The 25,963-nt window shown below is 74.0% G+C and carries 30 protein-coding genes; 17 read left to right on the forward strand and 13 right to left on the reverse strand.

Going from position 1 to position 25,963, the window contains the following annotated elements; all coding sequences use genetic code 11:
* The first annotated feature begins 73 nt into the window (after nt 1-73).
* From ATL31_RS08865 to ATL31_RS08875, 3 genes are all read left to right on the forward strand, one after another.
* Entirely contained in the window at nt 74-994 is a 921-nt protein-coding gene (locus ATL31_RS08865; protein ID WP_101395443.1) for an N-acetylglucosamine-6-phosphate deacetylase, read from the forward strand.
* Between the two features lie 68 nt (nt 995-1,062).
* Nucleotides 1,063-1,728, forward strand: a complete 666-nt coding sequence (locus tag ATL31_RS08870; protein WP_101395444.1) for an LON peptidase substrate-binding domain-containing protein — start codon at nt 1,063-1,065, stop codon at nt 1,726-1,728.
* Nucleotides 1,729-1,757: 29 nt separating this feature from the next.
* A complete protein-coding gene (locus tag ATL31_RS08875) occupies nt 1,758-2,039 on the forward strand; it encodes a MazG nucleotide pyrophosphohydrolase domain-containing protein (protein WP_101395445.1) in 282 nt (93 codons plus the stop codon).
* Between the two features lie 28 nt (nt 2,040-2,067).
* Here ATL31_RS08875 and ATL31_RS08880 read toward each other — a convergent pair whose 3' ends face one another.
* Nucleotides 2,068-2,763, reverse strand: coding sequence for a dienelactone hydrolase family protein (locus tag ATL31_RS08880; protein WP_101395446.1), 696 nt, complete (start codon nt 2,761-2,763; stop codon nt 2,068-2,070).
* Nucleotides 2,764-3,185: 422 nt separating this feature from the next.
* On the opposite strand from ATL31_RS08880, the gene ATL31_RS08885 reads away from it, so the two are divergent.
* Nucleotides 3,186-4,136 (forward strand): hypothetical protein, encoded by a 951-nt coding sequence (locus ATL31_RS08885; protein ID WP_101395447.1) that lies wholly within the window; start codon nt 3,186-3,188, stop codon nt 4,134-4,136.
* A 408-nt stretch (nt 4,137-4,544) separates the two neighbouring features.
* Nucleotides 4,545-5,363, forward strand: a complete 819-nt coding sequence (locus tag ATL31_RS08890) for a chaplin family protein (RefSeq protein WP_158239818.1) — start codon at nt 4,545-4,547, stop codon at nt 5,361-5,363.
* A gap of 131 nt (nt 5,364-5,494) precedes the next feature.
* Here ATL31_RS08890 and ATL31_RS16635 read toward each other — a convergent pair whose 3' ends face one another.
* A complete protein-coding gene (locus tag ATL31_RS16635) occupies nt 5,495-6,793 on the reverse strand; it encodes a hypothetical protein (protein WP_211283995.1) in 1,299 nt (432 codons plus the stop codon).
* A gap of 90 nt (nt 6,794-6,883) precedes the next feature.
* Between ATL31_RS16635 and ATL31_RS08900 the strand changes: the two genes are divergently transcribed.
* The 6 genes from ATL31_RS08900 to ATL31_RS08925 all read left to right on the forward strand — a co-directional run bounded on the left by ATL31_RS08900 (nt 6,884) and on the right by ATL31_RS08925 (nt 11,936).
* Nucleotides 6,884-7,654: a GAF and ANTAR domain-containing protein gene (locus ATL31_RS08900; protein ID WP_101395449.1), complete on the forward strand. Its 771-nt coding sequence runs from the start codon at nt 6,884-6,886 to the stop codon at nt 7,652-7,654.
* 23 nt (nt 7,655-7,677) lie between these two features.
* A complete protein-coding gene (locus tag ATL31_RS08905) occupies nt 7,678-8,841 on the forward strand; it encodes an App1 family protein phosphatidate phosphatase (RefSeq protein ID WP_101395450.1) in 1,164 nt (387 codons plus the stop codon).
* Between the two features lie 83 nt (nt 8,842-8,924).
* On the forward strand, nt 8,925-9,785 hold the full coding sequence (locus ATL31_RS08910) for an Fpg/Nei family DNA glycosylase (protein WP_101395451.1): 861 nt from the start codon (nt 8,925-8,927) through the stop codon (nt 9,783-9,785).
* Nucleotides 9,786-9,837: 52 nt separating this feature from the next.
* On the forward strand, nt 9,838-10,173 hold the full coding sequence (locus ATL31_RS08915; protein ID WP_101395452.1) for a rhodanese-like domain-containing protein: 336 nt from the start codon (nt 9,838-9,840) through the stop codon (nt 10,171-10,173).
* Between the two features lie 172 nt (nt 10,174-10,345).
* A complete protein-coding gene (locus tag ATL31_RS08920) occupies nt 10,346-11,560 on the forward strand; it encodes an ATP-binding protein (RefSeq protein WP_101395453.1) in 1,215 nt (404 codons plus the stop codon).
* A 118-nt stretch (nt 11,561-11,678) separates the two neighbouring features.
* Nucleotides 11,679-11,936, forward strand: coding sequence for a DUF3072 domain-containing protein (locus ATL31_RS08925; protein WP_101395454.1), 258 nt, complete (start codon nt 11,679-11,681; stop codon nt 11,934-11,936).
* Between the two features lie 92 nt (nt 11,937-12,028).
* On the opposite strand, the gene ATL31_RS08930 is transcribed toward ATL31_RS08925, so the two are convergent.
* Both ATL31_RS08930 and ATL31_RS08935 read right to left on the reverse strand, forming a co-directional pair.
* The gene (locus ATL31_RS08930) at nt 12,029-13,501 is read right to left on the reverse strand and encodes an HNH endonuclease signature motif containing protein (RefSeq protein WP_101395455.1); all 1,473 of its coding nucleotides are present in this window, start codon (nt 13,499-13,501) and stop codon (nt 12,029-12,031) included.
* A gap of 106 nt (nt 13,502-13,607) precedes the next feature.
* Nucleotides 13,608-14,180: a dienelactone hydrolase family protein gene (locus tag ATL31_RS08935; protein WP_101395456.1), complete on the reverse strand. Its 573-nt coding sequence runs from the start codon at nt 14,178-14,180 to the stop codon at nt 13,608-13,610.
* A 54-nt stretch (nt 14,181-14,234) separates the two neighbouring features.
* Between ATL31_RS08935 and ATL31_RS08940 the strand changes: the two genes are divergently transcribed.
* Nucleotides 14,235-15,185: a helix-turn-helix transcriptional regulator gene (locus tag ATL31_RS08940; protein ID WP_101395457.1), complete on the forward strand. Its 951-nt coding sequence runs from the start codon at nt 14,235-14,237 to the stop codon at nt 15,183-15,185.
* Between the two features lie 21 nt (nt 15,186-15,206).
* Here the strand turns inward: ATL31_RS08940 and ATL31_RS08945 are convergent, their stop codons facing one another.
* Nucleotides 15,207-15,830: an LURP-one-related family protein gene (locus ATL31_RS08945; protein WP_245862167.1), complete on the reverse strand. Its 624-nt coding sequence runs from the start codon at nt 15,828-15,830 to the stop codon at nt 15,207-15,209.
* A gap of 140 nt (nt 15,831-15,970) precedes the next feature.
* Between ATL31_RS08945 and ATL31_RS08950 the strand changes: the two genes are divergently transcribed.
* Nucleotides 15,971-16,600, forward strand: coding sequence for a peroxiredoxin (locus tag ATL31_RS08950; protein ID WP_101395459.1), 630 nt, complete (start codon nt 15,971-15,973; stop codon nt 16,598-16,600).
* A gap of 6 nt (nt 16,601-16,606) precedes the next feature.
* On the opposite strand, the gene ATL31_RS08955 is transcribed toward ATL31_RS08950, so the two are convergent.
* From ATL31_RS08955 to ATL31_RS08985, 7 genes are read right to left on the reverse strand one after another with little or no spacing between them, the layout of a single operon-like run.
* Entirely contained in the window at nt 16,607-17,119 is a 513-nt protein-coding gene (locus ATL31_RS08955; protein WP_101395460.1) for a metallophosphoesterase family protein, read from the reverse strand.
* Between the two features lie 4 nt (nt 17,120-17,123).
* Nucleotides 17,124-17,306, reverse strand: coding sequence for a DUF2256 domain-containing protein (locus tag ATL31_RS08960; RefSeq protein ID WP_101395461.1), 183 nt, complete (start codon nt 17,304-17,306; stop codon nt 17,124-17,126).
* Nucleotides 17,306-17,773, reverse strand: coding sequence for a hemerythrin domain-containing protein (locus tag ATL31_RS08965; RefSeq protein WP_211283996.1), 468 nt, complete (start codon nt 17,771-17,773; stop codon nt 17,306-17,308). Before ATL31_RS08965 ends, ATL31_RS08960 begins: the two co-directional genes overlap by 1 nt.
* Before the next feature lie 33 nt (nt 17,774-17,806).
* Nucleotides 17,807-18,634, reverse strand: a complete 828-nt coding sequence (locus tag ATL31_RS08970) for a carbohydrate ABC transporter permease (protein ID WP_101395462.1) — start codon at nt 18,632-18,634, stop codon at nt 17,807-17,809.
* On the reverse strand, nt 18,634-19,575 hold the full coding sequence (locus ATL31_RS08975; protein ID WP_101395463.1) for a carbohydrate ABC transporter permease: 942 nt from the start codon (nt 19,573-19,575) through the stop codon (nt 18,634-18,636). Before ATL31_RS08975 ends, ATL31_RS08970 begins: the two co-directional genes overlap by 1 nt.
* A complete protein-coding gene (locus ATL31_RS08980; protein WP_101395464.1) occupies nt 19,572-20,933 on the reverse strand; it encodes an extracellular solute-binding protein in 1,362 nt (453 codons plus the stop codon). The genes ATL31_RS08975 and ATL31_RS08980 overlap by 4 nt, the downstream gene beginning before the upstream one ends.
* Entirely contained in the window at nt 20,930-22,126 is a 1,197-nt protein-coding gene (locus ATL31_RS08985) for a PfkB family carbohydrate kinase (RefSeq protein ID WP_101395465.1), read from the reverse strand. Before ATL31_RS08985 ends, ATL31_RS08980 begins: the two co-directional genes overlap by 4 nt.
* Before the next feature lie 92 nt (nt 22,127-22,218).
* Between ATL31_RS08985 and ATL31_RS08990 the strand changes: the two genes are divergently transcribed.
* Together ATL31_RS08990 and ATL31_RS08995 are read left to right on the forward strand one after the other, a co-directional pair.
* Nucleotides 22,219-22,974: a DeoR/GlpR family DNA-binding transcription regulator gene (locus ATL31_RS08990; protein WP_101395466.1), complete on the forward strand. Its 756-nt coding sequence runs from the start codon at nt 22,219-22,221 to the stop codon at nt 22,972-22,974.
* Nucleotides 22,971-24,314 carry a 6-phospho-beta-glucosidase gene (locus ATL31_RS08995; protein WP_101395467.1) on the forward strand — a complete coding sequence of 448 codons (1,344 nt, stop codon included), beginning with the start codon at nt 22,971-22,973 and terminating at the stop codon, nt 24,312-24,314. The genes ATL31_RS08990 and ATL31_RS08995 overlap by 4 nt, the downstream gene beginning before the upstream one ends.
* A gap of 38 nt (nt 24,315-24,352) precedes the next feature.
* Here ATL31_RS08995 and ATL31_RS09000 read toward each other — a convergent pair whose 3' ends face one another.
* The gene (locus ATL31_RS09000; RefSeq protein WP_101395468.1) at nt 24,353-24,643 is read right to left on the reverse strand and encodes a GNAT family N-acetyltransferase; all 291 of its coding nucleotides are present in this window, start codon (nt 24,641-24,643) and stop codon (nt 24,353-24,355) included.
* Nucleotides 24,644-24,718: 75 nt separating this feature from the next.
* On the opposite strand from ATL31_RS09000, the gene ATL31_RS09005 reads away from it, so the two are divergent.
* Both ATL31_RS09005 and ATL31_RS09010 read left to right on the forward strand, forming a co-directional pair.
* Nucleotides 24,719-25,222, forward strand: coding sequence for an OsmC family protein (locus ATL31_RS09005; RefSeq protein ID WP_101395469.1), 504 nt, complete (start codon nt 24,719-24,721; stop codon nt 25,220-25,222).
* Between the two features lie 51 nt (nt 25,223-25,273).
* Nucleotides 25,274-25,942, forward strand: a complete 669-nt coding sequence (locus ATL31_RS09010) for a DUF2510 domain-containing protein (protein WP_101395470.1) — start codon at nt 25,274-25,276, stop codon at nt 25,940-25,942.
* The last annotated feature ends 21 nt before the right edge of the window (nt 25,943-25,963 follow it).

Consider the following 25,963-nt stretch of genomic DNA (forward strand, 5'->3'; position numbering starts at 1 on the left):
TAGCCCGCCGACCTGTGGCCACCGCGGGCGCCCTCCGCCGGGCCACCGGCCGCGCGCGGTAGCGTCGGTCGGCGTGAGCGGACTCGTCGACATCCACTGCCACGGCGCGGCGGGCGGCGAGCTGGGCGGCCCGCGCAGCCGCGAGGCCGCGGCCCACCACGCGGCGGCCGGCGTCGGCACGCTGGTGGCCAGCCTGGTCTCGGCTCGCCCCGACGACCTCGCGGCCCAGGTCGCCACCCTGGCCCCGCTGGTCGCCGACGGCACGCTGGCCGGCATCCACCTCGAGGGCCCGTTCCTCGCGCCCTCCCGACGGGGGGCCCACGACCCGGCCGTCCTCATCGACCCCGACCCCGACCTCGTGCGCCGTCTCGCCGACGTCGCGGCCGAGGCCGGGGCGCCCGGGGCCCTGGCCCACCTGACCTTCGCGCCCGAGCGGGCCGGCGCCGAGGCGCTGGTGCGCACCCTGGTCGAGCTCGGCATCACCCCCTCGGTGGGGCACACCGCCGCCGACGCGGCCACGGTGGCCCGCACCCTCGCGCTGGTCGCCGAGCTCCAGGGGCGCCCGGCCCTGGTCACCCACCTGTTCAACGGGATGCCGCCGCTGCACCACCGCGAGGGCGGGCCGGTGGCCGCCGCGCTCACCGCCGCCGCGCGGGGCGAGGCCGTCGTCGAGCTCATCACCGACGGCGTGCACGTCGCGCCCGAGGTGGTGCGGATGGTCTTCGAGACCGTGGGGCCGGAGGCCGTGGCCCTGGTCTCGGACGCCATGGCCGCCACCGGGCTGGGCGACGGCACCTACCGGCTGGGTGGTCTCGAGGTCGTGGTGGCCGACGGGACGGCCCGCACCACGGACACCGGCTCGATCGCCGGCGGAACCTCCACGCTGGCCGACTGCCTGCGCTGGGCCGTCGACGTGGCCGGGGTGCCCGACGCCGACGCGCACCTCGCCGCGACCACCACGCCGCTGCGCGCGCTCGGCCGGGGCGGCGCCTGACGCGCCAGGGCTGTCGAGGGTCGCCCGGAGGGTCTCGTGGGCGGCGGCGGGGATGCCTACAGTGAGGTGTGCCCTCGCTGCCCATCTTCCCGCTCGGTGGGGTGCTGCTGCCCGGTGCGCGGCTGCCGCTGCAGCTGTTCGAGCCGCGCTACCTCGAGCTCGCCCAGCATCTGGCCGCCGAGCCCGAGGACGAGCGGCGTTTCGGGGTCGTCCTCATCCGCAAGGGCCACGAGGTCGGGCCGGGCGCGGCGCGCGACCTGCACGGCGTGGGCTGTGAGGCCCGCGTCGACGCCATGGCGTTGGCGCAGGCCGAGGTCGGCACGGTGGTGCACCTGGTGGCCCGGGGTGCGCGTCGCTTCCGGCTCGAGGGCATCGAGGAGGGCGCCGGTACCGCCTACCTCAGCGGCTCCGTGACGTGGCTGGGCGAACCCGAGGCCACCGGCGACGTCGAGGTCGCGGCCCTGACCACGCGGGTGCTGCGCGCCCACGAGCGCTATCTCGCGACGGTGGGAGCCACGGCCGACCCGGTCGAGGCGGCCCCGCACGACGTCGCCTACCGGGTGGTCGAGCGGATGGTCCTGGACCCGGCCGACCGCCAGCGCATCCTCGAGGGGGCCGACGCGGCGACGCGGCTGCGGGCCGTGCTCTCGCTGCTCAGCCGCGAGACCGCGATCGTCAAGCGCTTCGGAGCCCTGCCCACCCCGCCGGACCCCACCGGGGCGACCCTCAACTGACCCCGTCCGGCCCGGGTAGGTTGCCGGCCATGGAACTGGGCGAGCTGCAGCGGGTCATCGAGCGCACCTTCGGCGAGCGCGACCGCGCCCGGGGCGTGCCGAGCACGGTCGCCTGGCTGGCCGAGGAGGTCGGCGAGCTGGCCCAGGCCGTGCGCAAGGGGACCCAGGCCCAGCGGGAGCACGAGTTCGCCGACGTCGTCGCGTGGGTCGCGTCGCTGGCGAACCAGACGGGGGTCGACCTCGACGCCGCGCTCGCGCGCTACGCCCGCGGCTGCCCGAAGTGCGGGGCGTCGCCCTGTACCTGCGCCTGATGCCCGGGGGCCACAGCGGCGACCCGGGTCAGCGGACGGGCAGGTGCTCGCGCAGCCAGCTCTCGGTCGTGGCCCACGCGGCGGCACTCGCCTGCGGGTCGTGGTTGACGAAGTCGTCGTTGTCGAAGGCGTGGTCGGCGCCGGGATAGGTGTGGAAGTCCACGGAGCCCCCGCCGCTCACGCGCTCGCGGATGGTCCGGACGACGTCCATCGGGATGTAGGCGTCGTCCTCGCCGAAGTGGTGGAGCGACGGCGTGGTGACCGACGGCACGGCCTCGGTGATACCGGGCAGCGCCGAGCCGTAGAACGAGACCAGGGCGTCGGCGGGCTCGCCGGCGACGACCGCGTAGCCGAGGCCGCCGCCGAAGCAGAAGCCGACGACCCCGGTGCCGCCGGTGGTCTCGGGCCGCTCGCGCAGGGCGCGCAGGGCGGCCCGCGCGTCGGACACCGCGCTGTCCCAGTCGAGCCGGCCCACGACAGCCATCGCGTCCTCGAGCATCGACGGGCCGTTCGCGATCTCGTCGACGCCGAGGCGCCAGAAGATCTGGGGGGCGAGCACCACGTAGCCGAGGTCGGCCAGGTCCTGCGCCCGGCGCCGGATGTAGGCGCTGACCCCGAAGATCTCCTGCAGCAGGAGGATGCCCGGGCCACGGCCGGACTCGGGCAGCCAGAGGTGGGCCGGCATCGCGCCGTCGGGGGTGGTGACCTCGGTCGGGTTGCTCATGCGGCAAGTATGGTGCCGCGCCCGCCCGCCCCAGCGGTGGGACGCCGCCCGGCGAGGTGGCCGCGTCGAGGGTCGCCCGAACAGCGACGCCGGCGACGCCCGTGCGACCGGAGGACGCGCGCAGTCACCTCGGCGCGGCGGTGCCCAGCGCGGGGTTCGGAAGTCGCTGCGGCGCAGCGGATCTCGCCTTGGCGCGGCGGAAGGGGCTCCATCCGGCGAATGAAGGACGCCGGCGCTGTCGGGCCCACGCTCGAAGAATGCACTGTGGTTGAACCCGAAATGACATTGTTGTGACGTCTCTGCGCAGTTCACCGTCGAGGAAATGGCGGGACCGGAATCGATTCGTGGTTCGGCCCCCGAAATGCCGCCGACTGTGTTCTCGTAGACGAAGAACGCAGCAGCATTCGGCGGAAGGCATCCCGATGACCAGGCAGGTGCAGTGGCGTCGACCCCTTCGGGTCGCCCTCGGCGCTGCCGTGCTCGGGGTCTGCTGGCTCCTCCTGGCTCCCAGCTCGGCCCAGGCCGACGACGCCCCGCCGGCGGCCGGCCGGGAGCTCCTCGGCTCGGTCACCGTGGCGGCGCACGAGACGGTGACCACTCCTCTCATGCGGGCCGCCACCCGCGCCACCACCCAGGCAGCCGCCGCCACCAGCGCGGTCCCGACGGGCGGCGCGGCGACCGTCTCCGGCGCCACCGCTGCGGTGGCTGCGGCCACCCGCGACGTCCCTGTCGCGGCTCCCGTGGCGTCGACCTCCACCGTCGTCGTCGACCTGGTCGCCGCCTCGGCCACGACGACCACCAGCGATGCGGTCAGCGCTGTGACCGCGCAGGTCGACGGCACCGTCGTGCGCGCCGTCGACGCCGTCTCCGGGACGGTGGGCGTCGTCGCCGGCACTGTCGACGCGGTCCTGTCCCCCGTCCTGTCCCCCGTCGAAGGTGCACTCGACCCGGTGCTCAGGCCGGCCCGCGGGGTCGTGCCTCCCGGCACTCCCCTCCCGCCGGTGGCCGGGGCCGTCGCCCCGGGCGTGACCGGCCCCGTGGCACCGACCACCGTCGCGGGGGTATCCCCGTCGGTCCTCGCCGCCGTGTCCGCGGTGGCGTCCTCGGTCGCATCGGCCGTGGTCGCCACAGTCGCCTTCCCGACGACTGCGCCGCCCGGGGCTCCCATCCCCCTGCCGATGCCGCTGCTCGCCGCCGCGCTGGTCGGCGGGGCCCTCGTCATGTCGTCCGGCGGCCGTGGCGCCCCCTCTGGGGACGACGCGCTGTCGGCCCGGTGGCTGACGCTGCCCGCCGCCGCGACCGAGCGGGTGCGGGCGCTGCTGACCGGGCCCGTCGCAGGGCCCGCACTCATTCCCGGTTCCAGTCCTGATTGATCCCGCCCCTGCGTTCCTCGTGTGAGCGCGCGGCACTTCCCTCGCCTCGCCGGCGAGGTTTTCGGATCATTCAGGAAAGGAACTACTCATCATGCGTGCATACGTTCGGAGAGGGCTCGAAGTTGCCCTCGTGGTCGGAGGCGGGATCTTCTTCTCCGCCAATGCCTGGGCCGATGACACCTCGGGGGCCGACAGCCTCCTCGGGGGCAACCAGGTCGGCTCGGTGGTGTCGATCCCGGTGACCGTGGGCGGTAACGCCGTCTCGGTGCTGGGGGACTCGCACAGCTCGGGGTCGAGTGCGTCGGGCGGTGCGGGGTCCTCGGATGCCGGTTCGTCGTCGAGCACCTCGGGGGAGGACTCGGCGGGGGGTGGCAACAGGCCACCGCTCCGTTGTCGATCCCGGTGACCGTGGGCGGTAACGCCGTCTCGGTGCTGGGGGACTCGCACAGCTCGGGGTCGGGTGCGTCGGTCCCGGCGGGTTCGGGTTCGGCCGGTGGTTCGACGACCAGCGGTGAGGACGGGGTGCTGGGCGGGAACCAGGTGACGCTGCCGGTGTCGGTCCCGGTGACCGTCGGCGGCAACGCGGTGTCCGTGGTCGGTGACTCCACGAGCGCCGGTGGTGACTCGAGCGGGTCGGTCCCGGCGGGTTCGGGTTCGGCGGGTGGTTCGACGACCAGCGGTGAGGACGGGGTGCTGGGTGGGAACCAGGTGACGCTGCCGGTGTCGGTCCCGGTGACCGTGGGCGGTAACGCCGTCTCGGTGCTGGGGGACTCGCACAGCTCGGGGTCGAGTGCGTCGGTCCCGGCGGGTTCGGGTTCGGCCGGTGGTTCGGCGACCAGCGGTGAGGACGGGGTGCTGGGCGGGAACCAGGTGACGCTGCCGGTGTCGGTCCCGGTGACCGTCGGCGGCAACGCGGTCGCCGTGGTCGGTGACTCCACCACCGACGGTCCCACCACGACCACCCCCGGGGGCGAGACGCCCGGTGGTGGCACTCCGGGTAGCGAGACCCCCGGCCACGAGACCCCGGGTGCCACGGCGGTCGGCGACGCCACGGCGCCGGTCGGCTCATTGTCGACCGTGACCGCGGACGTGCCGGCTGCGCTCTCGTCGCGGCTGGCGCAGACCGGCATGGAGGGCGCCTTGCTGCTGCAGCTCGCGTTCCTGCTCCTGCTCGCCGGCGGCGGTCTCGTCGTCGCCGCCCGTCGCCCGGTGGTGACCCTGGCGTGAGCCTGGAGGGGCCGGGCCAGGTGACCGGTGGTCATCCGGGTCGGCCCCCCGAGGTTGCGCGCCTCGCACGACCGGCGATGCCGGACGCGGCCCTGCACAGCGCGTCCGGCATCGCCCCGTGGCGTGGCGGCTCAGGCGAGGACGACGAAGGCACCGCTGGCCACGAGGCCGGCGGCCGTCTCGGCGACCACCTCGGCCGCTCGCGGATGGCGGCCGTGGCCGGCCACCGCCGCCTCGGTGAGGTCGGCCAGGCGGCGGGGTGCCTGCGCGGCCCGCCACAGGGTGGACGCCATCCCGGGCAACGCCATCGGCACGGTGCCGACCAGCACCAGGGTCGAGCCCTCGGCGTGCAGCGCGTGCCGGAAGGGCGCGCGGCCCAGCACCGTCGAGGGGTCGAGCGCCGGCGGGGCGCACGCCTCCGGGCGCTCGTCGACGCCCCCGTCTCCGGCCTCCACCTCCCAGGTCGCCGGCTCGTCGCGGACGGCGTCGAGGGCGTGGACCAGCAGGTCCCGGCACCGGTCGATCTCGGCGTAGGTGAGCCGCCAGGGCCCGCCACCAGCGGTCAGCGCACGCGCCAGGGCGCCCATCGGGTCGGGCATCCGCAACAGCGCGGAGGTCTGCGGCACGACAGCGACGGCCGCCTCGACCAGCGACAGGGGGGTCAGGGACGGCTCGCCGGCCGCCGGGTCGCGGTCGAGGACGACGACCCCGCCCAACCGGAGCGCGTCGGGCGCCACGAGGAGCCCCAGCTCGTCGGGCGAGCGCTCCTCCTTGTCGTGCGGCGAGGCCGGGTCGACGACGATCGAGAGCGGTTTCGGATGCGCCCGCACGCTCAGGTCGTCCTCGATCGCGACCGTCTCGTCGGAGACGTAACCGAAACTCCGCCCCAGCACGCGGGCCGAGGTGGTCTTGCCCGTGCCCGAAGCGGCCACCAGGGCCAGTGTCGTGCCGTCGGGCCGCGCCAGCCCGGCGGCATGCAGCAGGAGGCAGTCGCCCATCCGCCGCTCCAGCGAGGCGACCGTGAGCGCCCGCGACACCGCGTAGGGCAGCGCGTCGTCGCCGATCCGGTAGCGTGCGCCCGCGATGAGGACGGCCTCGTCCTCGCGCCCCAGGGTGAAGGGGAGCACGTCGGTGTCGCCACCGGCCCGCTCCGGCACCTCGGCGCGCGCCCACAAGGCGCGCACGCGCTCGGCCACCGGTGACCCCAGGCCGTCGGTGTCGAGCCACCAGCGGGCACCGAAGGCGTCGACCAGCAGCGGGGGCACGCCAGGCACGCTCATCGGTAGCGCTCCGCGGCCGCCCGGGCCTGCCCCGCGTACGAGCCGCCGTAGAGCGGTCGAGGCCTCCCGCAGCCAGCGCAGCCCCGCGGCCTCCCAGGCGAAGTACCCGGACGGGGCGTCCGCCGAGGACTTGCGGAACCGAGGGGGCATCGTCCCATCGTTCCATCGCCGCCCACCGGCGCGTCGCACATCGGGATACAGTTCGGTCGCACGCCGCATGACCCTCCCGAAGGACCCCGGATGACCCACGCGCTCACCCAGCCGTCCCCGCAGGACGGTGACCTCGACCCCGCCACCGTCCTGGAGTCGTTGAGCTTCGACACCGGCGGGGTCCTGGAGTCCATGGAGGAGCTCTCCGACTACCTCGAGCGCGTCGTGCACTCGGTCCGCCGCTTCGTCGACGGCTGCGACGAGGTCGGCGTCACCATCCTCAGCAACGACCGCCCGCACACTGCCGCCTACTCCACGGTGCAGACCCTCGAGATCGACGCCGTGCAGTACGCCCTCGACGAGGGCCCCTGTCTCGAGGCCGCCCGCACCCGCGAGGAGCAGCGCGTCGACGACCTGTGTGCCGAGGACGGCCGCTGGCCGACCTTCGCCCAGGTCACCCGACAGGACGGGATGCGCAGCCTGTTCGCCGTGCCGCTGGTCAGCGGCGACGAGTGCGTGGGCGCGCTCAACCTCTACGCCTGGGAGCGCGACGCCTTCGGCAGCCTCGACGCCGCCCTCGTGCGCATCGCGGCCCGCCGCTGCGCCGACGCCGTGGTCGCCGTGACCCAGCTCGACGGGATGCGCCGCCTCGCCGGCCAGCTCGAGCAGGCCATGGCGAGCCGGGCGGTCATCGAGCAGGCCAAGGGCGTCATCATGGCGCTGCGCGGCATCCCCGAGCACGAGGCCTTCGACGTGCTGCGCAAGACCTCGCAGGACCGCAACATCAAGGTCCGGGTCCTGGCGGAACAGGTCATCGGGGGCGTCGTCCAAGGTCGTGACGGGCTCGGTACACCCGGCTGAGCCCGTTCATCTAGGCTCACGTCATGGCGCGACCCCACGCGGCAGCACTCCTCGAGGACGCCTACACGCAGCGGAAGGCGAGCCTCCTCGAGTCGCGCGGCTGGGTCACCCGCATCGTGCCCTCGACCGGCTACGGCAGCGTCACCCAGCTGCGCATCTTCGCGCGCGTCATCATGACCCGCGGTCTGCCCGAGGCGGATGCCGACGAGACCGCCGAGCAGTCCTACGCCGCGCGGCTGCGCTCGGTCGAGCTCGAGACGCGCGGCTGGCGCGCGTTCTTCGCCGCCCCGGTCGCCGACGAGCCGGTGACGGTGCGGGTTAACGAGCGCATCGTGACCACGCGCACCGACCGCGGCGGCTACGTCGACCTCACCGTCCGCGGGCACGGGCTGACACCCGGCGAGCACCTGGTCTACCTCGACTCGCCACGCGCGCAGCCCATCGAGGCGCCCGTGCTGGTCGTCGGCTCGCAGGTGACGCACGGGATCATCTCCGACATCGACGACACCGTGCTGTCGACCTCGCTGCCGCGCCCGATGATCGCTGCCTGGAACACCTTCGTGCGCTCCGAGGGGGCCCGGCGCCCGGTGCCCGGGATGGCGACGATGTACCGCGAGCTGCTGGCCGCCCGACCCGAGGCGCCCGTGGTGTACCTCAGCACCGGCGCCTGGAACACCGGCCCGCAGCTCAGCCGGTTCCTGCGCCGCAACGGCTACCCGACCGGCCCGATGCTGCTCACCGACTGGGGCCCCACCAACACCGGCTGGTTCCGCTCCGGGCAGGAGCACAAGCGGGCCCAGCTGCACCGGCTGGCCCGCGACCTGCCCAACGTGCGGTGGCTGCTCGTCGGTGACGACGGCCAGCACGACCCGAGCATCTACACCGAGTTCGCCTCGAAACGTCCGGACCGGGTGCGCGGCATCGCGTTGCGCGAGCTCACGGCCGGTGAGCAGGTGCTGTCGCACGCCATCCCGGTGGCCACCGACGACGTCGCCCCCGCCCCCGAGGACCGGCTCGAGGTGCCGGTGGTGCGCGGGCCCGACGGCTACGCGCTGAGCCGGCGGGTCCGCGGCCTGTGGGAGGACGACGAGCGCCCCCGCACCCTCGGCGAGTACGCCTCGGCCGTCGTCACCGGCGGCCTCGACGACCCGCCGCCCTACACGGTCGAGGACCTCGACGAGCGGTGAGCCGGCGTCCGGGGCATTCGATGGCTCCGCCGGGGTGGGTCCGTGGGCCTGCCGGTGACGGTGGTGGGCGGTAGCGTCGGGTCATGCCCGAGCTGCCCGAGGTCCAGGCGCTCGCCGACTTCCTGCGCGCGCGCACCGACGGGCTCGTCGTCACCGGCGTCGAGCTCGGGTCCTTCCACGTCCTGAAGACCTTCACCCCGCCCCCGGAGGCCCTGGTCGGCGCCCCCGTCGACGGGGTGGGGCGCCTCGGCAAGTTCATCGACCTCGACTGCGGCGGCACGCACCTGGTGTTCCACCTGGCACGGGCCGGCTGGCTGCGCTGGTCCGACGCGCAGTCGGCCACCCGGCTGCGACCGGGCAAGTCACCCATCGCGCTGCGCGTCCGCTTCGACGACGGCTCCGGCTTCGACCTCACCGAGGCCGGCACCCAGAAGCGTCTGGCGGCCTACATCGTGGGCGACACCGGCCAGGTACCGGGGATCGCCTCGCTCGGGCCCGACCCGCTGGCCGACGAGTTCACCGAGGAGGTCTTCGCGGCGATCCTGGGGTCCCACCGGATGCAGGTGAAGGGGCTGCTGCGCGACCAGTCGATCATCGCGGGCGTGGGCAACGCCTACTCCGACGAGATCCTGCACGTCGCCAAGCTCTCGCCGTTCGCGCTCGCGGCGACCCTCGACGCCGAGCAGGTCACCCGCCTGTACACCGCGCTGCGCCAGACGCTGGCCCACGCCGTGGCCACCGCCTCGGGCAAGCCGGCCAAGGAGCTCAAGGACGCCAAGCGGGCCGGGATGCGGGTGCACGGCCGCACCGGCGAGGTCTGCCCCGAGTGCGGCGACGTCGTGCGCGAGGTCTCCTTCGCCGACTCCTCGCTGCAGTACTGCGCCACCTGCCAGACCGGGGGCAAGCCGCTGGCCGACCGGCGCACCAGCAAGTTCCTGAAGTAGCGGCGGGGCGGGCGGGTCGCGAGGGCTGCGTCGCGGCTGGGATGCTGGGGGCATGAGCGAGTTCCCCGACGTGCCCGTGTCCGAGGTCGCCCCCGACGCGACCTTCCTCGACATCCGCGAGCAGGACGAGTGGGATGCCGGCCACGCGCCGGGGGCGGTCCACATCCCCATGTCCGCGCTGCCGCAGCGGGTCGACGAGCTGGCGCCGTTCCTCGAGCGTGACGAGCCGCTGCTCATCACCTGCCGCTCGGGTGGGCGCGTGCAGCGCGTCATGCCCTGGCTGGCGCAGCAGGGTTACGAGGTGGCCAACCTCGAGGGCGGGATGATCGCGTGGCAGACCGCCGGGCGCCCGATGGACGCCGCGAACGGCACGCCGACGGTCTCCTGACCCGCTCCCGCCAGCCGCTTCTCGTCCCGTCTGGGGCTCTCTAGGGAGTCGTCAAGAGGGGCGTAGACGAGCGCAGCGACTGCCCTGTCATGCGCGCGCGGCTCGGCGACACTCGATGCGGCTCTCTGCGAATGTCTCGGGCATTCGCTAGAGAGCCCCATACGCTGCGATCGTGGACCCGATCCGGAACCCCTACGCCCCCGGCGCGGGCCAGCGCCCCCCCGAGCTGGCCGGCCGCGACGAGCAGCTCGATGCCTTCGACGTGGTGCTCGAGCGGGTCGCTCGTGGCCGCCCCGAGCGCTCGATCGTCCTCACCGGGCTGCGCGGGGTCGGCAAGACGGTGCTGCTCAACGCGTTGCGCTCGGCGGCGGTGCGGGCGGGCTGGGGCACCGGCAAGCTCGAGGCGCGGCCCGAGCAGTCGCTGCGCCGCCCGCTGTCGTCGGCGCTGCACCAGGCGGTACGCGAGCTGGGGCCGGCCGGGGGGGCGGGCGACCACGCGCTCGGGGTGGTGCGCTCGTTCGCACAGCGCGAGCCCGAGGCGGCGGGGCGTGGGCGGGCCGCGGCCCCCAAGCTGCGCGACCGCTGGAACCCGGGCATCTCGGTACCCGCGGTGGCGGGCCGCGCCGACTCCGGCGACATCGAGATCGACCTGGTCGAGCTGCTGGCCGACCTCGGCGGGATGGCCGCCGACACCGGGCGGGGGGTGGCGGTGTTCATCGACGAGATGCAGGACCTCGGGCCCGAGGACGTGTCGGCCCTGTGCGCCGCCGCCCACGAGATCAGCCAGACCGGTCTGCCGCTGATCGTGGTGGGGGCCGGGCTGCCGCATCTGCCGGCGGTGCTGTCCGCGTCGAAGTCGTACTCCGAGAGACTGTTCCGCTACTCGCGGATCGACCGGCTCGACCGGGCGGCTGCGGATGCCGCGCTGGTGCGGCCGGCGCAGGAGGAGGGCGCGGCCTACGAACCGGCGGCCCTCGAGGCGATGTACGCGGCGACCGGTGGCTACCCCTACTTCATCCAGGCGTACGGGAAGGCGGTGTGGGACAGGGCTCCCGGTTCACCCATCACGGCGGCCGACGTGGAGGTGGCAGCGCCCGAGGCCGACGCCGAGCTGGCCGTCGGGTTCTTCGGGTCACGCTTCGAGCGGGCGACCCCCGGGGAGCGCGAGTACCTGCGCGCGATGGCGGAGGTCGCGGCGGCGAGCCCGGCCGGCGAGGCGGATGCCGTCGCCACCGCCGAGGTGGCCGCCCACCTCGACCGCAAGCCCCAGTCGCTGTCGCCGGCGCGCGACGCCCTGCTGAAGAAGGGGCTGATCTACTCGGGGGAACGGGGGCTGATCGCCTTCACCGTCCCCCACTTCGGCCGCTACCTGCGCGACCACACCTGAGGGTGCCTGCCCCTCTGGCGCCACCGAGTGGGTCCGGGGTCGAGCCTCCGTGCGGGGCGAGTGTGGAAGGGAGCACGCTCGGCCCATCGAGGTGCCCGGGTGCCGTAGATTCGAACACATGAGCGAACAGAGCGCAGTTCCGGAGACCACCGACGACCGTCACACCGGCGAGACCCTGGGGAGCCCCACCCCCGAGAACGGCCCCGAACGCGACCCCGAGGACTGGGTGACCGGCGATGAGCCGATGACCGGCCCCCAGCGCAGCTATCTCGACACCCTGGCCCGTCAGGCCGGCGAGGAGCTGCCGGCCGACCTCACCAAGGCGCAGGCGTCCGAGCACATCGAGCGGCTGCAGGGCGAGCGCGACGCCGGCTGAGCCGGCCGCTCGAGGGCTTCCCCTCCGCGAACAACACCCGGAGAAACCGGTGCCCGGGCGCCGGTTTCCCCGGGTGTTGTCGGGTGCGGGCGTCAGAAGGGCGGGGGCGTCGTGGCAGCCGCCGTCGGCAGGATGCGGTGGGTGGGTTCGGTGACGCGTCTCGTGCCGGAGGGCGAGGTCCAGGTGAGGGTGCCGTCGGGGTCGAGCCGGGGTCGCCAGCGGCCTTGTTGCTTCAGCCGGTGGTGCCGCCGGCAGAGGCATGCCAGGTCGGTCGGTGAGGTGACGCCCCCGGGCCAGGGTCTGGTGTGGTCGAGGTCGGTGTACTCGGCGCGTCTCGTGCAGCCCCACATGCGGCAGGTCCCGTCGCGGGTGGCCACGAAGTCGCGCATGGCCTTGTTCGGTCGGTAGGCGCTGGTGGTCAGGGAGGCCAGGGTGCCGGTCTCGGCGTCCAGCACGGCTCTCGCGACGTCCAGGGGGAGAACCTTGAGGAGGTTGGCGACGGTGGCGGCGTCGACCCAGCCGAGGCCGGGCAGCTGCGTCCCGGAGACCGCGAACCCCGGTGCGACTTGGGCCATGGGTGTCGGGGTGAGGTCCGGGTCCACGGTCATGGTCGTGGTCTGGAACAGCCGCTGTGCTTCCGCGGGGAGGTCGGCGAAGCGGGTCTCCTCGCCGGTGTAGGCGTCGATGACGGTGTCGTCGTCGGCCCAGGGCACCTCGACGGTCTCGACCACCGAGGGTTCCGGCGCTGGCCGGTCGGTGACCACCGGCACCCCGAGCGTCACCTGCGCCGACACCGTCACGTTGCGCAGCAGCAGGTCACCGAACGCATCCGCGCGGGCCTCGGACAGGGTCAGGGTGTCGTCGATGCCGCGGTACTCCCCGGCCAGCTGCTCGGTCGCGGCCCAGGCCGCGGCGACGGTCGCCGTCGGCAGGAGGGCGTACACGTCGGTGAGCCCGTCCGGACCCGGTCGGACCTCGACGGTGCGGGAACGGCGGGTCTTCGCGACCTGCGCGGCGACCTGGTCGGCCGCGACCCGGGTGGCGACCCGGCGGACGTGCGCCGTGACCTGGGCCGGGTCCAGCTCACTCAACCGGCCGGCGACCTCGGCATCGACCCGCCCGCACGCCTCGACGTCCAGCCCGGCACAGGCGTCGACCACCTTGTGCGCCGTCGCGGCCGCCACATCCCCCGCGAGGACCCGGTCGCGGACCAGGGGGAACCGCTCACCCAACGCTGCCCCGAGGTGCACCTTCCTTCCGGCCAGCCCCTCCGTCAGACCGGCCTCCAGCGCGACGAGGCTCGCCGCCATCTGGTCCACGTACCCGACCGGGTGGACCCGCTCCACCGGCCCGTCCCCGGAGAGCCGGACCTCGACCCGAGCCCCCAACGCGGCCGCGACACCCTGGGCGCCCTCGGCGGCGTTCACCACCGTCTGGAGCTCACCGGCCAGCTCGTAACACTCCACCGCATCGAGCCCGCGACCGTGCTCGGCCAGCTCACGCCCCAGCGCCGCGACCTCCGCGCACACGGCCGCGATACGGCTGCTGAGCTGCCCCCTGTTCATGGAGAAATGATACCCGAACAGGCGTACGAGAGCAAGCCTCTCTCCACAGGTGTTCGCCTTCAGCAGAACCGGATTGCGTTGGTCCAGCCCCAACGCCGGCCCGGCGTCAGAGGCGGTCGAGGAAGGCCAGCGACCGGTCCAGCACCAGCCGCGTCGCGTCGGCGTCGTAGGCCGGCAGCGAGGAGTCGACGAACAGGTGGGCGTCGCCGGCGTAGACGAACACCTCGGCCTCGGGGCGCCCCGCGGCGAACGCCTCGGCGGCCTCACGGTCACCTTCCAGCCCGAAGAACTCGTCGTCAGCCATGCCGTGGACCTGCAGCGCGACCCCGTCGGGCCACCCCCCGAAGTTCTCGGGCCCGGCGAACGCCTCGTACAGCAGAGCGCCCCGGACCCCCGGCCGCGTGGCCACCAGCTGCTGGGCGGCCATGGCCCCGAGTGAGATGCCGGCGACGACCAGGTCGTCGGGCAGGCCGTCGGCCGACGCCACCCCACGCGCCCGGACCTCGTCGAACCCGACCGAGCGGGCGTACCCGGCCCCCTCGTCGATCGAGCCGAAGGTGCGGCCCTCGAACAGGTCGGGGGTGTGCACGGTGTGCCCGGCGGCCCGGAAGGCGTCGGCCAAGGCGAGCACGCCCGGGGTGAGGCCCTGGATGTGGTGGATCAACAGGATGTCGGTCATGGCCCCACCGTAGGAGGGGTTGCGGACGCTCGGCGTCCGCAACACCATGACCGGGTGCGCCCCGACACCACCCCCGCCGCCCGCGCCCTCATCACGATGGAGGCGATCCAGGACGAGCCGGGCGTCACCGCCGAGCGGCTGGCCGCACGGCTCGGCGTCTCGACGCGCGCCGTCCGGCGCTACGTCGACATCCTGCGGCAGGCCGAGATCCCGGTCGAGTCCACCCGGGGGCCGGCCGGCGGCTACCGGCTGGGACGCGGCACCCGCCTGCCGCCGCTGGTGTTCAGCAGTGACGAGGCGCTGGGGCTGGTGATGGCCGTGCTCGACGGGCACCATGCCGCCTCCGACCCGGCCGACCCCGTGGGCGTGGCGATGGCGAAGCTCCTGCGCGCGATGCCGCAGCGAGTGGCCGAGCCGGCCGACGTCGTCCGTCGCATCGCCGCCGCCGCCCCCGACCGCGGCGCCGCACGACCTGACCCCGCCACCACGGTCGCCCTGGTGCGGGCCCGGCTCGACGGCCGGTGCGTGCGCGTGCACTACCGCTCGGAGGCCGAGCGGGAGTTCACCACCGAGGTCGAGCCCTGGGCCGTGGTCGTGCGTCACGGCCGGTGGTACCTGCTGTGCCGGTCGCTGCGCTCGGGCACGGTGCGCACCTACCGGGTCGACCGGGTGCAGGGTGTCGACGGGCTCGACGCGACCTTCCGGGTCCCCGACGGCCTCGACCCGGTCGAGTCGCTCGAGGAGCACCTGGCCGCGGGGTGGGAGCACCCGGTCGAGGTGCGGGTCGACGCCCCGCTGGAGCGGGTCGAGTGGATCCCCCGCACCATGGGCCGCCTCGAGGCGACTCCCGACGGACGGACCCGTCTGGTGGGGACCACCGGCAACCTCGACGGCTACGCCCGCGACCTGGCCCGCCTGCCGGTGCCGTTCACCGTGGTCGGGGGTCCCGGTCTCCGCGAGGCGGTCGCGACCCTGGCCCGGCGCCTGGCCGACGCGGCCCGCTGAGCCCGGGCGAGGCCCTACCGTTCAGCGCGACTGGAGGGCGTCCAGCGCCACCGCCATGGCCGCCGCGAGCCGCCAGTCGAGACGCCGCCCGGTGGCGGTGGGCGCCAGCTCGACGCGGTAGACGTCGCGCAGCCCCATCTTCTTGGTCGAGCTCATCACCACCGTGCCGTCGGCGGCGCGGAAGTCGAAGTGGAACAGGAACGGCAGCGGGATGTCGCCGACCACCGGCAGGAACTCCCAGACCCGGCGCAGCACGGCGATGTTCTGGTTGCGCTCGCGCCCCGTGAAGGTCTGGCCGTCGAGGGTCTCGAGGTGCCAGGTCGAGTTCAGCAGCGAAGCCGCGAAGTCCTTGCGGAACATACCGACCGGGGCGCCGCTCGCGTCGAGCACGTCGTAGGCCGACGCCAGGTCGATCCGCTTGCGGGCCTTGAACGAGAACACCGGCGTCGTGCGGGCGGCGTCGGTGAAGAAGGTGACCTCCTCCTTGAGCTTCAGCCGCTTCTGCTGCGCCACCGCGAGGGTGCCGAGCTCGGCGCCGCTGTCGCTGGTCCGCACGACCTCGTAGCGGTTGACCATCATCGTGATCTTCTGGCGGACGAGGAAGCGGGAGACCTCGTCGGTCGCGGGCGTCTGGGGGTCACTCATGGGATCACTCATGGGGTCACCCTGCCAGGTGGGGCGTGGGTGCCGTGGCGTCTTCGGCCGTCCGGATGGCGGGCACGGTGGGTCGGGACGCTCCACGGTCGATAACGTGAGGTGATCCCGATCCATATGAGGAGTTATCGATGTCTCTCCGTCTCGGCGACACCGCCCCCGACTTCACCGCCGACAGCACCCACGGTCCCATCTCGTTCCACGAGTGGAAGAACGGCGCGTGGGCGGTCCTCTTCAGCCACCCGGCGGACTTCACCCCGGTGTGCACCACCGAGCTCGGTCGCACCGCGGCCCTGTCGGGCGAGTTCGCCCAGCGCAACGCGAAGCCCATCGCGGTCTCGGTCGACTCGGTCGAGGACCACCAGCGGTGGGTGCCCGACATCGCCGAGGTCGGCGGGGTCGAGGTCGACTTCCCGATCATCGCCGACTCCGACCGCGCGGTCGCGCAGGCCTACGACATGATCCACCCCGAGGAGGGCGACACCTCCACGGTGCGCTCGGTCTTCCTGGTGGACCCGCAGGACAAGGTACGCCTGACGATCACCTACCCGAAGTCGGTGGGGCGCAACTTCACCGAGATCCTGCGAGCCCTCGATGCGCTGCAGACCACCGACGCGGGGCCGTTCTCGACCCCGGCCGAGTGGGCGCCTGGCGACCGCGTCATCGTCGCCCCCTCGATCTCCACCGAGGACGCGCGCGAGCGGTTCGAGAACGTCGACGAGGTGCGCCCCTACCTGCGCTTCGCGGACGCTCCGGCCTGACCCGGGTCAGGCCGGCGGCAGCCGGTGCAGCACCACGTCGTGCACGTCGCCGTCCGCGAGCCGCAGCGTCATCCAGGTGAAGTCGGGCTGGGCCCGCCGGTCGGTGGGCGAGCCCGGGTTGAGCAGGCGCAGCCCCTCGTGCGTGGAGTCCCACGGGATGTGGCTGTGCCCGAACACCAGCAGGTCGACGTCGGGATGGGCGGCGCGCATCCGCTCGCCCCGGCGCTCCTTGCCGCCGGTCTCGTGCACCACCGCCACCCGCACTCCCTCGACCGTCTCGCGGGCCACCTCGGGCAGTCGGGCCCGCAGTGCGGCCCCGTCGTTGTTGCCCCAGCACGCGAGCAGCCGGGTCGCGCGGGCCTCCAGCGCATCGAGGGCCAGGGGCTCGACCCAGTCGCCCGCGTGGACCACGAGGTCGGCGGCGTCGACGGCCTCCCAGAGCGGAGCCGGGAGGTCCTTGGCGCGCTTCGGGAGGTGGGTGTCGCTGATCAGGAGGACGTGCGTGCCGGGCGAGCTCATCCCCTCACTCTGGCAGGACCGAGGAGCCCGGCGGCGGAGCGGCATCGGGGCGCGCCCGTCGGCAGGCCTGCGAGCAGTAGCGCACCTCGTCCCAGTCGGCCGCCCACTTCCTGCGCCAGGTGAAGGGCCGCCGGCAGGTCGCACAGACCTTGGTGGGCAGGTCGCCCTTGCGCCGCATCCGGGCCATCAGGGCGCCCCGGCGGTTGCGATGAGGTGGGCGATGGCCGGGAGCAGCTCGCGCTCCTCGTAGCGGAAGTGGCTCTCCATGACGGCGTCGAGCCCCTCGAGGTGGCGCACGAGGACCGACGGCGCCGCCCCGGCGTCGAGAGCCACCGTCAGCTCGCCCAGCAGACCGGCCACCAGGCGGTGGTCCTCGTCGAGGCGGGTGAGCACCGGGGCCAGGTCGGGCCGGTGAGCCAGCAGCCACGGGAAGAGGGTGGCGTCCTCGCGGCGCTGGTGGGCGGCCAGGACCGAGCAGAAGGCGCGGCACCGGTTGACCGGCTCGGCGGTCACGTCGAGCAGGGCCGCGGTGGGGTCGACGCCGGCGAGAGCGTCGTCGAGCGAGGCCCGGAGGCGCCCGTGCAGCGCGCGCAGCTCGGCCCCCAGGGCGAGGGCGCGCTGTTCGGACGCCGCCTGCTCGGGATGCTCGGCCACGGGCTCACCGTAGTGGGAGCCCGTGGCCGCCCGTCACTCCCGGACCGCTCCTTCGAGCATCCCGGCGATGAAGTGGCGCTGCAGGAACAGGTAGAGCACGACCACCGGGGTGGCGACGATGCACGCGCCGGCCGCCAGCAGGGTGAAGCCCTGGGTGTACTGCCCCTGGAAGAACGCCAGCCCGAGCGGGGCGGTGCGCAGCGACTCGGACACGACCATGACGAGGGGGACCAGGAACTCGTTCCAGGTCCACATGAAGGTGAGCACCGTCAGCGTGACGACGGCCGGGCGCGCCAGCGGCACCAGCACCTGCCACAGGATGCGCCAGGTGGAGGCGCCGTCGAGACGCGCCGCCTCGACGATCGCCCGGCTCGACGAGCGGAACCAGGCGCGCATCCAGAAGGTCCCGAACGCCACCGACTGCGCGATCTGCGGCAGCAGCACGGCCCAGATGGTGTCGGTCAGGTGCAGGGCGCGCAGGTCGTAGTAGAGCGGCACCAGCACGGCCTCGCTGGGCATCATGATGCCGACGAGGAACAGGTAGAACATGGCCGTCGAGCCGCGGAAGCGCATCGTGCCGAGGGCGTACCCGGCGAGCAGCGACAGGACGACGCTGACGACCACGACGGTGCCCGACACCAGGACGCTGGTGCGCAGGTAGCTGCCGAAGTGCCCCTGGTCCCAGGCCGTCACGAAGTTCTCGGGGTGCAGGCCCAGGACGCCGCCGCCGGCGGTGGCGCCCGAGGCGTCGTCGGGGCCCAGGGCCGCGACCACCACGGTGAGCACCGGCCAGACCGCGAACAGGGCGAAGGCCGCGAGGATCACGTAGTTGACGGCCGTCTCGCCGCGGGAGACGCGCATCAGCGGTCCCGGTCCGCGATGCGGGTGATGCCGAACGAGATCGCGAAGATGAGGATCGTCAGCACCACGGCGATGGCGGCCGCCGACCCCACCCGGCCCTGCTGGAAGGCCCGGTTGTAGACCTCGTACGACGGCACCGAGGTGGAGGTGCCGGGGCCGCCACGGGTCGTGACGTAGACCAGGTCGAAGGTCCGCAGCGCGGCGATGACGGTGAGGGTCAGCGCGACCGCGATCTCACCGCGCAGGGCGGGCAGGGTGATGCTGAGGAACTCGCGCACCGGGCCGGCCCCGTCGAGGCGGGCCGCCTCGTAGAGCTCGGTCGCGATCTTGCCGGTGCCGGCCAGCAGCAGCACGGTGACCAGCCCGATCTCGAACCAGGTGCCGATGAGACCGACCGCCGGCAGGGCCGCGGTGTAGTCGCCGAGCCAGCCGCGGGCCAGGCCGCCGAGCCCGATGGCGCCGAGCAGGTCGTTGACGCTGCCGGCGGGGGCGTACATCCGGCGCCAGGCCACGGCGATGACGACCATCGCCACGACCTGGGGGAGGAAGACGACGGTGCGGAAGAAGGCCAGCCCGCGGACCTCGGCCCGGCTGAGGATCGCCGCCAGGACCAGGCCGACCAGCACCGGGAGCACGGCGTAGAACACGATCAGGACGAGCGCGTGACCGAACGACGCCCGCAGCGCCGGGTCGCCCACCACCTCGACGTAGTTGTCGAGCCCGGCCCAGGTGGCGAGGGTGTTGCCGTTCCAGTCGTACAGCGAGATCTGGACGGCCCGCCCGAGCGGGTAGAGGAGGAACGCGGCGTACACCAGCAGGGCCGGCAGCAGGTAGAGCCAGGCGACGTTGCGAGGCTCCCCGGGGGGCCCGCCGCCGCGTCGGCGCCGGGCCCGCTCCGGGGCGCTCGGGCGGCTGCGCGCCGCCGTCGTCGTGTCCGTCATCCGTTCTGCGCGACGAAGTCGCCGTAGTCCTTCTGCACGGTGTCGAGGAACTGCTGCGGTGTGGCCTTCTTCGCGAGGAGGTCCTGCAGGGCCGCGCCGAGGGTGTCGGACATCGTCGGCGTCGCGTAGTCGAGGTACGGCACGAGCGAGTCGTCCTTGACCGCGGTGCCGAACGCCGTGAAGACGTCCTGCCCGAGGGCGCTCGGGGCCTTCTGGTCGGCGGTGTCGGCGACCGGGAGGTTCTCGGTCTTCGCCAGCACGGCCATCGCGTGCTCGTCGGTGATGAAGTCGATGTACGCGGCGGCGGCGTCGGGGTGCTTGGTGCGGCTCGAGACCGCCCACGGGATGCCGGTGCCGCCGGTGGCGACCGGGGTGCTGCCGGCCGGGGGCGGCAGCACGAAGGTCACGTCGTCGCCCATGGCCTTGCCGAGGTCGGCCTGCAGCCAGGTGCCCGCGATGAGGTAGGCGCCGGTGCCCTTGCTGAACTGCTGCCAGGCCGGGTCGTAGCCGAGGCCGTTGACGTCGGGCGAGAAGTACCCCTTGTCCACCCAGTCGACGAGGGTCTGGGCGGCCTTCTGGTTCTCGGGGGTGGTCCAGCTGCCACCCTTCTGCCCGAAGCCGAGGGTGCGGATCTCCTCGGCCGGGGTGGTCTGGGCCTGCACCGTGCCGAAGACGTGGATGGCGGGCCACTTGTCGAGGTTGCCCAGGACCAGGGGCAGCTGGCCGGCGGTCTTGACCTTCGCGAGGCTGGCCTCGAAGTCGGCCCAGGTGGTGGGCATGTCGGTGATCCCGGCCTTGGCCAGGACGGCCTTGTTCGCGTAGATGCCGACGACCTCGCCGACCTGCGGCAGGCCGTAGAGGTTGCCGGTGCCGAAGGTCTTGCCGTCGCTGGAGTAGCTCGAGTACTTGCGCACCGACTCGGGGTAGCGCTCGGTCCAGCGGTAGGCCTCGGCGTAGCGGTCCAGGGGGAGCAGCTGGCCGGCCTGGACGAACTTGCCCATGTCGGGGCGGCCGTTGTTGGCCTGGAAGACGTCGGGCGGGTTGTTGCCCGAGAGCGCCAGCCCCAGGGTCGTCTTGAGGTCGTCGAAGGACCGGGTGACCCGCTTGAGGGTGATGTTCGGGTACTTCGCCTGGAACTCCTTGTTGAGCTCCTCGATCTGCGCCGCCTGGCCGCCACGCACCTCCTGGTCCCAGACCGTCAGGGTGACCTTGCCCATCGCCGCGGGGTCGGTCTCGACCGCCCCCGAGGGCTGGTCGGTGGCGCCGGTGCCGGTGGTGGACCCCGGCGTGCAGGCGGTCAGGGCCAGGGCCCCGAGCATCCCGGCGGCGATCAGGTGGGTGGTGGGTCTTCTCCTCATGCGGGTGCTCCTCGGTTCAGCGTGGTGTCGGAGGGGTACCCCTCGACGTCGACGTGGCGGGCGATGGTGGCGGTGGCTCGGCGCCCGGCCCCGACGGGGACCTCGGGGACGAGGTCGTCGAGGAAGGCGTAGCGCCGGCGCAGCGAGCGGTGGTAGCTGTCGGTGCTGTCGGAGTCGCGCAGGTGGTGCCACCAGTCGGCGATGTCACCCCAGCCCGGGGCGGCCAGGGACCCTCCGAAGTGCTGCACGGCCAGTGCCGAGCACAGCGACGCGAACGAGACCCGGTGCGAGAGCGGCCAGCCGGCGACCGTGCCGAGCACGAGCGCGGCGCCGAACACGTCGCCGGCCCCGGTGGGGTCGAGGGCGTCGACGCGCACGGCGGGGACCACGGCCTCCTCGCCGGTGCGGGAGTCGATGGCCAGGGCGCCCTCCTCGCCGTTGGTGACCACGGCCAGCGGGACCAGGTCGGCCAGGGCGTACAGCGCCTCGCTGGCGGTGCGGGTGCGGGTGTAGGCCATCGCCTCGACGGCGTTGGGCAGGAAGGCGTCGACGACCGACAGCTGGGTGAGGACCTCGCGCGGCCAGCGCCCCGACGGGTCCCAGCCGACGTCGGCGAACACCAGGGCGCCCTGGGCGCGGGACTTCTCGACCCAGGTCGGGCCGTCGAGCCCGGTGAGCGGCCGGTCGGGCGCGAGCTCGGTGATCACGGCCCGCGACCGGGGCGGGTCGCCGATGAGCGCGTCGGCGTCGACCGGGGCCGGATGTCCGTGGCTGACCATCCCGCGGTCGCGCGCCACCGCCATCGACACCGTGACGGGCGAGTGCCAGCCCTCGAAGCGGCGTGAGCGGCTGAGGTCGACGTGCTCGTCGTCGGCCAGGGTCTCCCAGCAGAAGTCGCCGTAGGCGTCGTCACCGAAGGCCGCGGCCAGCGAGGTGCGCAGCCCCAGCCGACGGGCGGCGACGGCGAGGTTGGCGATTCCGCCGGGGCACGAGCCCATGCCGTCGGCCCAGACCTCCTGGCCGCCCTCGGGCAGCGCCGCCAGGCCGGTCATGATGATGTCGAGGAAGACCGTCCCCCAGACGAACACGTCGACCTCGGGCTCGCCGGGCGTGCGCGCGGCGGCGAGGGGGTCGAAGAGCTGCGAGGGCACAGGGGGCTCCTGGGGCGGGGCGGCGGTGACGACGGCCAGCATGCACCCGATGACGGGTCCGGGCGTCCGTTCGGTGCACGGAAGAAGTCATCCGTGATCACGTCGTGACGAAATTTGATCGCTACAGTGGCGGCATGCGCGTGGCCCGGCATCGTTCGATCGTCGGTCGTGTCCATGCCCAGGGCACGGCGACGACCGACGAGCTCGCGGCCCTGTGCGGGGTCAGCCTCGCCACCACCCGCCGCGACCTGATCGAGCTCGAGCGCCTCGGTGCCCTGCGGCGGGTCCACGGGGGAGCGGTGCCCGCGGGGGACGCCGACGCCGTGCGCGGCTTCGCCGAGGTGGCCGCCACCCACGCCGCCGACAAGCACGCCGTCGCCCGACGGGCCGCGGCGATGGTGCACGACGGCGACTGCGTCGTCCTCGACATCGGCACCACCACCAGGCTGCTCGCCGCCGAGCTGCGGGGCCGGCCCGTCACCGTCGTCACCGCGAGCCTGGCCGTGCTCGACGTGCTGCGCGACGACGACGCCGTCGAGCTCATCCTGCTCGGTGGGGTGGTGCGGCGCACCTACCACTCGCTGGTGGGCTCGCTCACCGAGGACGCCGTGCGCCAGGTCGGCGGCAGCCACGTGTTCCTCGGCGCCAGCGGCGTGCGCCCCGACGGCACCGTGCTCGACACCACCGCCGTCGAGGTCCCGGTCAAACGCGCGCTGCTGCAGGCCGCGCGCACCTCGGTGCTGCTCGTCGACCGCCACAAGCTCCCCGGCACCGGGTCGCTGCGGGTCTGCGAGGCCGGGGCGGTCGACGTCCTGCTGACCAACGACGGTGCCGACCCCGCCACCCTCGCGGCCTGCCGGGCCGCGGGCACCGAGGTGGTCCTGGCATGAGGCTCGCGATGCTCGGGGGCGGCGGCTTCCGCACCCCACTGGTGTACGGCGCGCTGCTCACCGACACCCACCCGCGCCGGGTCGACGAGGTCTGGCTGCACGACGTCGACGCCGCTCGTCTCGCCGCCATCTCGGGGGTCCTGGCCGAGATGGCGCAGGGGCACGACGACCCACCCGTCGTCCACACGACCACCGAGCTCGACACCGCGCTCGAGGGCTCCGACTTCGTCTTCTCCGCCATCCGGGTCGGGGGTCTCGAGGGACGCACCGCCGACGAGCGGGTGGCCCTCGACCTCGGGCTGCTGGGCCAGGAGACCACCGGCCCGGGCGGCCTCGCCTACGGGCTGCGCACGGTGCCGGTGGCCCGCCACGTGGCGGAGCGGGTGGCGGCGGTCGCGCCGGGCGCCTGGGTCATCAACTTCACCAACCCCGCCGGGATGATCACCGAGGCCATGCAGGCCGTCCTCGGCGACCGCGTGGTCGGCATCTGTGACAGCCCGATCGCCCTCGCGCGCAGGGCGGCCCGCACGCTGGGGCTCGACCCCGACCGGACCGTGGTCGACTACGTGGGGCTGAACCACCTCGGCTGGCTGCGCGGGCTGCACCACGACGGGCGCGACGTGCTGCCCGACCTGCTCGCCGACGACGCACGCCTGCTCTCGATGGAGGAGGGGCAGCTCTTCGGCCTCGACTGGGTGCGCACCCTGGGGATGCTGCCCAACGAGTACCTCTACTACTACTACTTCACCCGCGACGCCGTGCGCTCCATCACCGCCGCCGACCACACCCGGGGCGAGTACCTGCTGGCGCAGCAGCGTGGGTTCTACGACGGGCTGGCGGGGGGCGCCGTCGCCGGCGCACTGGCCGAGTGGGACCGGGTCCGCCTCGAGCGCAACGCCACCTACATGAAGGAGGCCCGCGGCGAGGACGAGGAGCGGGCCGACGACGACGTGCAGGGCGGCGGCTACGAGGGCGTGGCGCTCGCCATCATGGCCGCGATCTCGCGGGGCGAGCCGGCCTCCCTGATCCTCAACGTGCGCAACCGGGGCACGGTCGTCGGGCTGCCCGACGACGCCGTGGTCGAGGTGCCCTGCACGGTCGACGCCTCCGGCCCGCACCCGCTGCCGGCCGCGCCCCTCACCGGGCACCCCCTCGGGCTCGTGCAGCAGGTCAAGGCGGTCGACCGGCTGGTCATCGAGGCCTCGCTCACCGGGTCGCCCACGCGAGCGGTCGAGGCCTTCGCGCTGCACCCCCTGGTCGACTCCGTCACCGTCGCCCGCGAGCTGCTCGCGGGGTACCGTGCCCGCATCCCGGCCGTCGACGCCGTCTTCCGGAGGTGACGGGCCCGGGCACGCGGTGAGCCCGCGTCCCGGCGGCGTCAGGCCCGGTCGAGGACCTGCACCGGATGGTCGGGGTGACGCTGGAGCCACGCCCGGGCGAAGGGGCAGTCGGGGCGGACCGTGCGCCCGTCGGCGGCCAGCCGGTCGACGGCGGCCCGCACGAGGGCGCCCCCGACGCCGCGCCCCTCGAAGCCCTCGGCCACCTGCGTGTGCACGAGGACGACGGCGGACCCGTCGTGGCTCTCGCGCCACACCAGCTCGCCGGCCACGTGCCCGTCGATGCGGGCCAGCCATGCGTGCTGGTCCTCGACGATCTCGACGTCCGACACGGTGCACCACCTCCGGCGGCCATCCTCGCATCCGCCACCGCCCCGCGCGCGGCGGTGGGCTGGTGTGATGGGGGCATGGACCGCACCGACCTCCGCCGCCTCCAGGCCCCGCTCCGCGAGCGCTACACCGCCGACCCCGCCGCGGCCGTGACCCCGCTGGACGCCACCGCGGACTTCCGCGACGACGGGGTCACGTGCACCGTCGACGGCTTCGCGGGCCCGGTGCGGGCCGGGCTGCACGCGGCGACCGGCGGTGACGGCTCCGACGCGTGCAGCGGTGACATGCTGCTCGAGGCGCTGCTGGCCTGCGCCGGCGTCACGCTGCGCAGTGTCGCGACGTCGATGGGGCTGACCGTCGAGGAGGCCCACGGCGTGGCCGAGAGCACCTTCGACGCTCGCGGGACGCTCGGCATCGACCGGTCGGCGCCCGTGGGGGTCGGGCCGGTGACGGTGACCTTCACGCTCACCACCGACGCCGACGACGCCGCCCTCGAGCGGCTCGCGACCTCGACCGAGCGGTACTGCGTCGTGGGCCAGAGCCTGCGGGAGGCTCCGCGCGTGGTGGTCCGCCGGGCATAGCCTGGGCCCAGGCACGGCGACCGGCGCCGTGGCGGGAGGGAGCATTACGCCATGAGCGCACCCCCGGGATGGCACCCGCAACCCGACGGCCGCGAGCGGTGGTGGGACGGGCAGCAGTGGACCGACCACACCCGTGACCCCCAGGTGGCCCCGTTGGCGCCGGCGCCCGCCGCTCCCTACGGGCAGGCCGGCACGACCGGCGCGTGGCAGCCGCCGCAGCGCTCGGGCATGAGCGGCGGGGCCAAGGGCTGCCTGATCGCCGTGGCTGTCCTGCTGCTCCTGCTCGTCGTGGGGGCGGTCGTCGCCGTGGTGCTGTTCGCGCGCAACGTCTCCTCGGCCGTCGACGACGCCCGCTCGTCCTTCCCCTCCTCCCTCCCCACGTCCCTTCCGTCGGGGCTGCCCTCGGACCTGCCGAACGGGGGCACGACGACCACCGTCCGCATCGGTGAGGGCTTCCCGGTGGGGGGTGCCCGGGTCGAGGACGGATGGTCACTCGGCGACGCCGGGTCCGTCGGTCGCTCGATCGAGGGGATGCGGGTCACCGGCAGCCCCGACCAGCCCGTGTTCTTCACCCTGCGCTTCACCGGGGGTGGGGCGGACGCCGAGACGGTGTGCACCGCCACCGGCGACAGCACCTCCTCGAGCCGGGAGGTCACGTGCGTCCCGGTGTTCGGCGACGTGCCCGACGACTCCCCCGTAGAGGTGACCTCGGCGCTCTGACCGGTGCTCCGGCGGCGCCGC

The organism is Phycicoccus duodecadis, assembly GCF_002846495.1.
GTDB lineage: Bacteria > Actinomycetota > Actinomycetes > Actinomycetales > Dermatophilaceae > Phycicoccus > Phycicoccus duodecadis.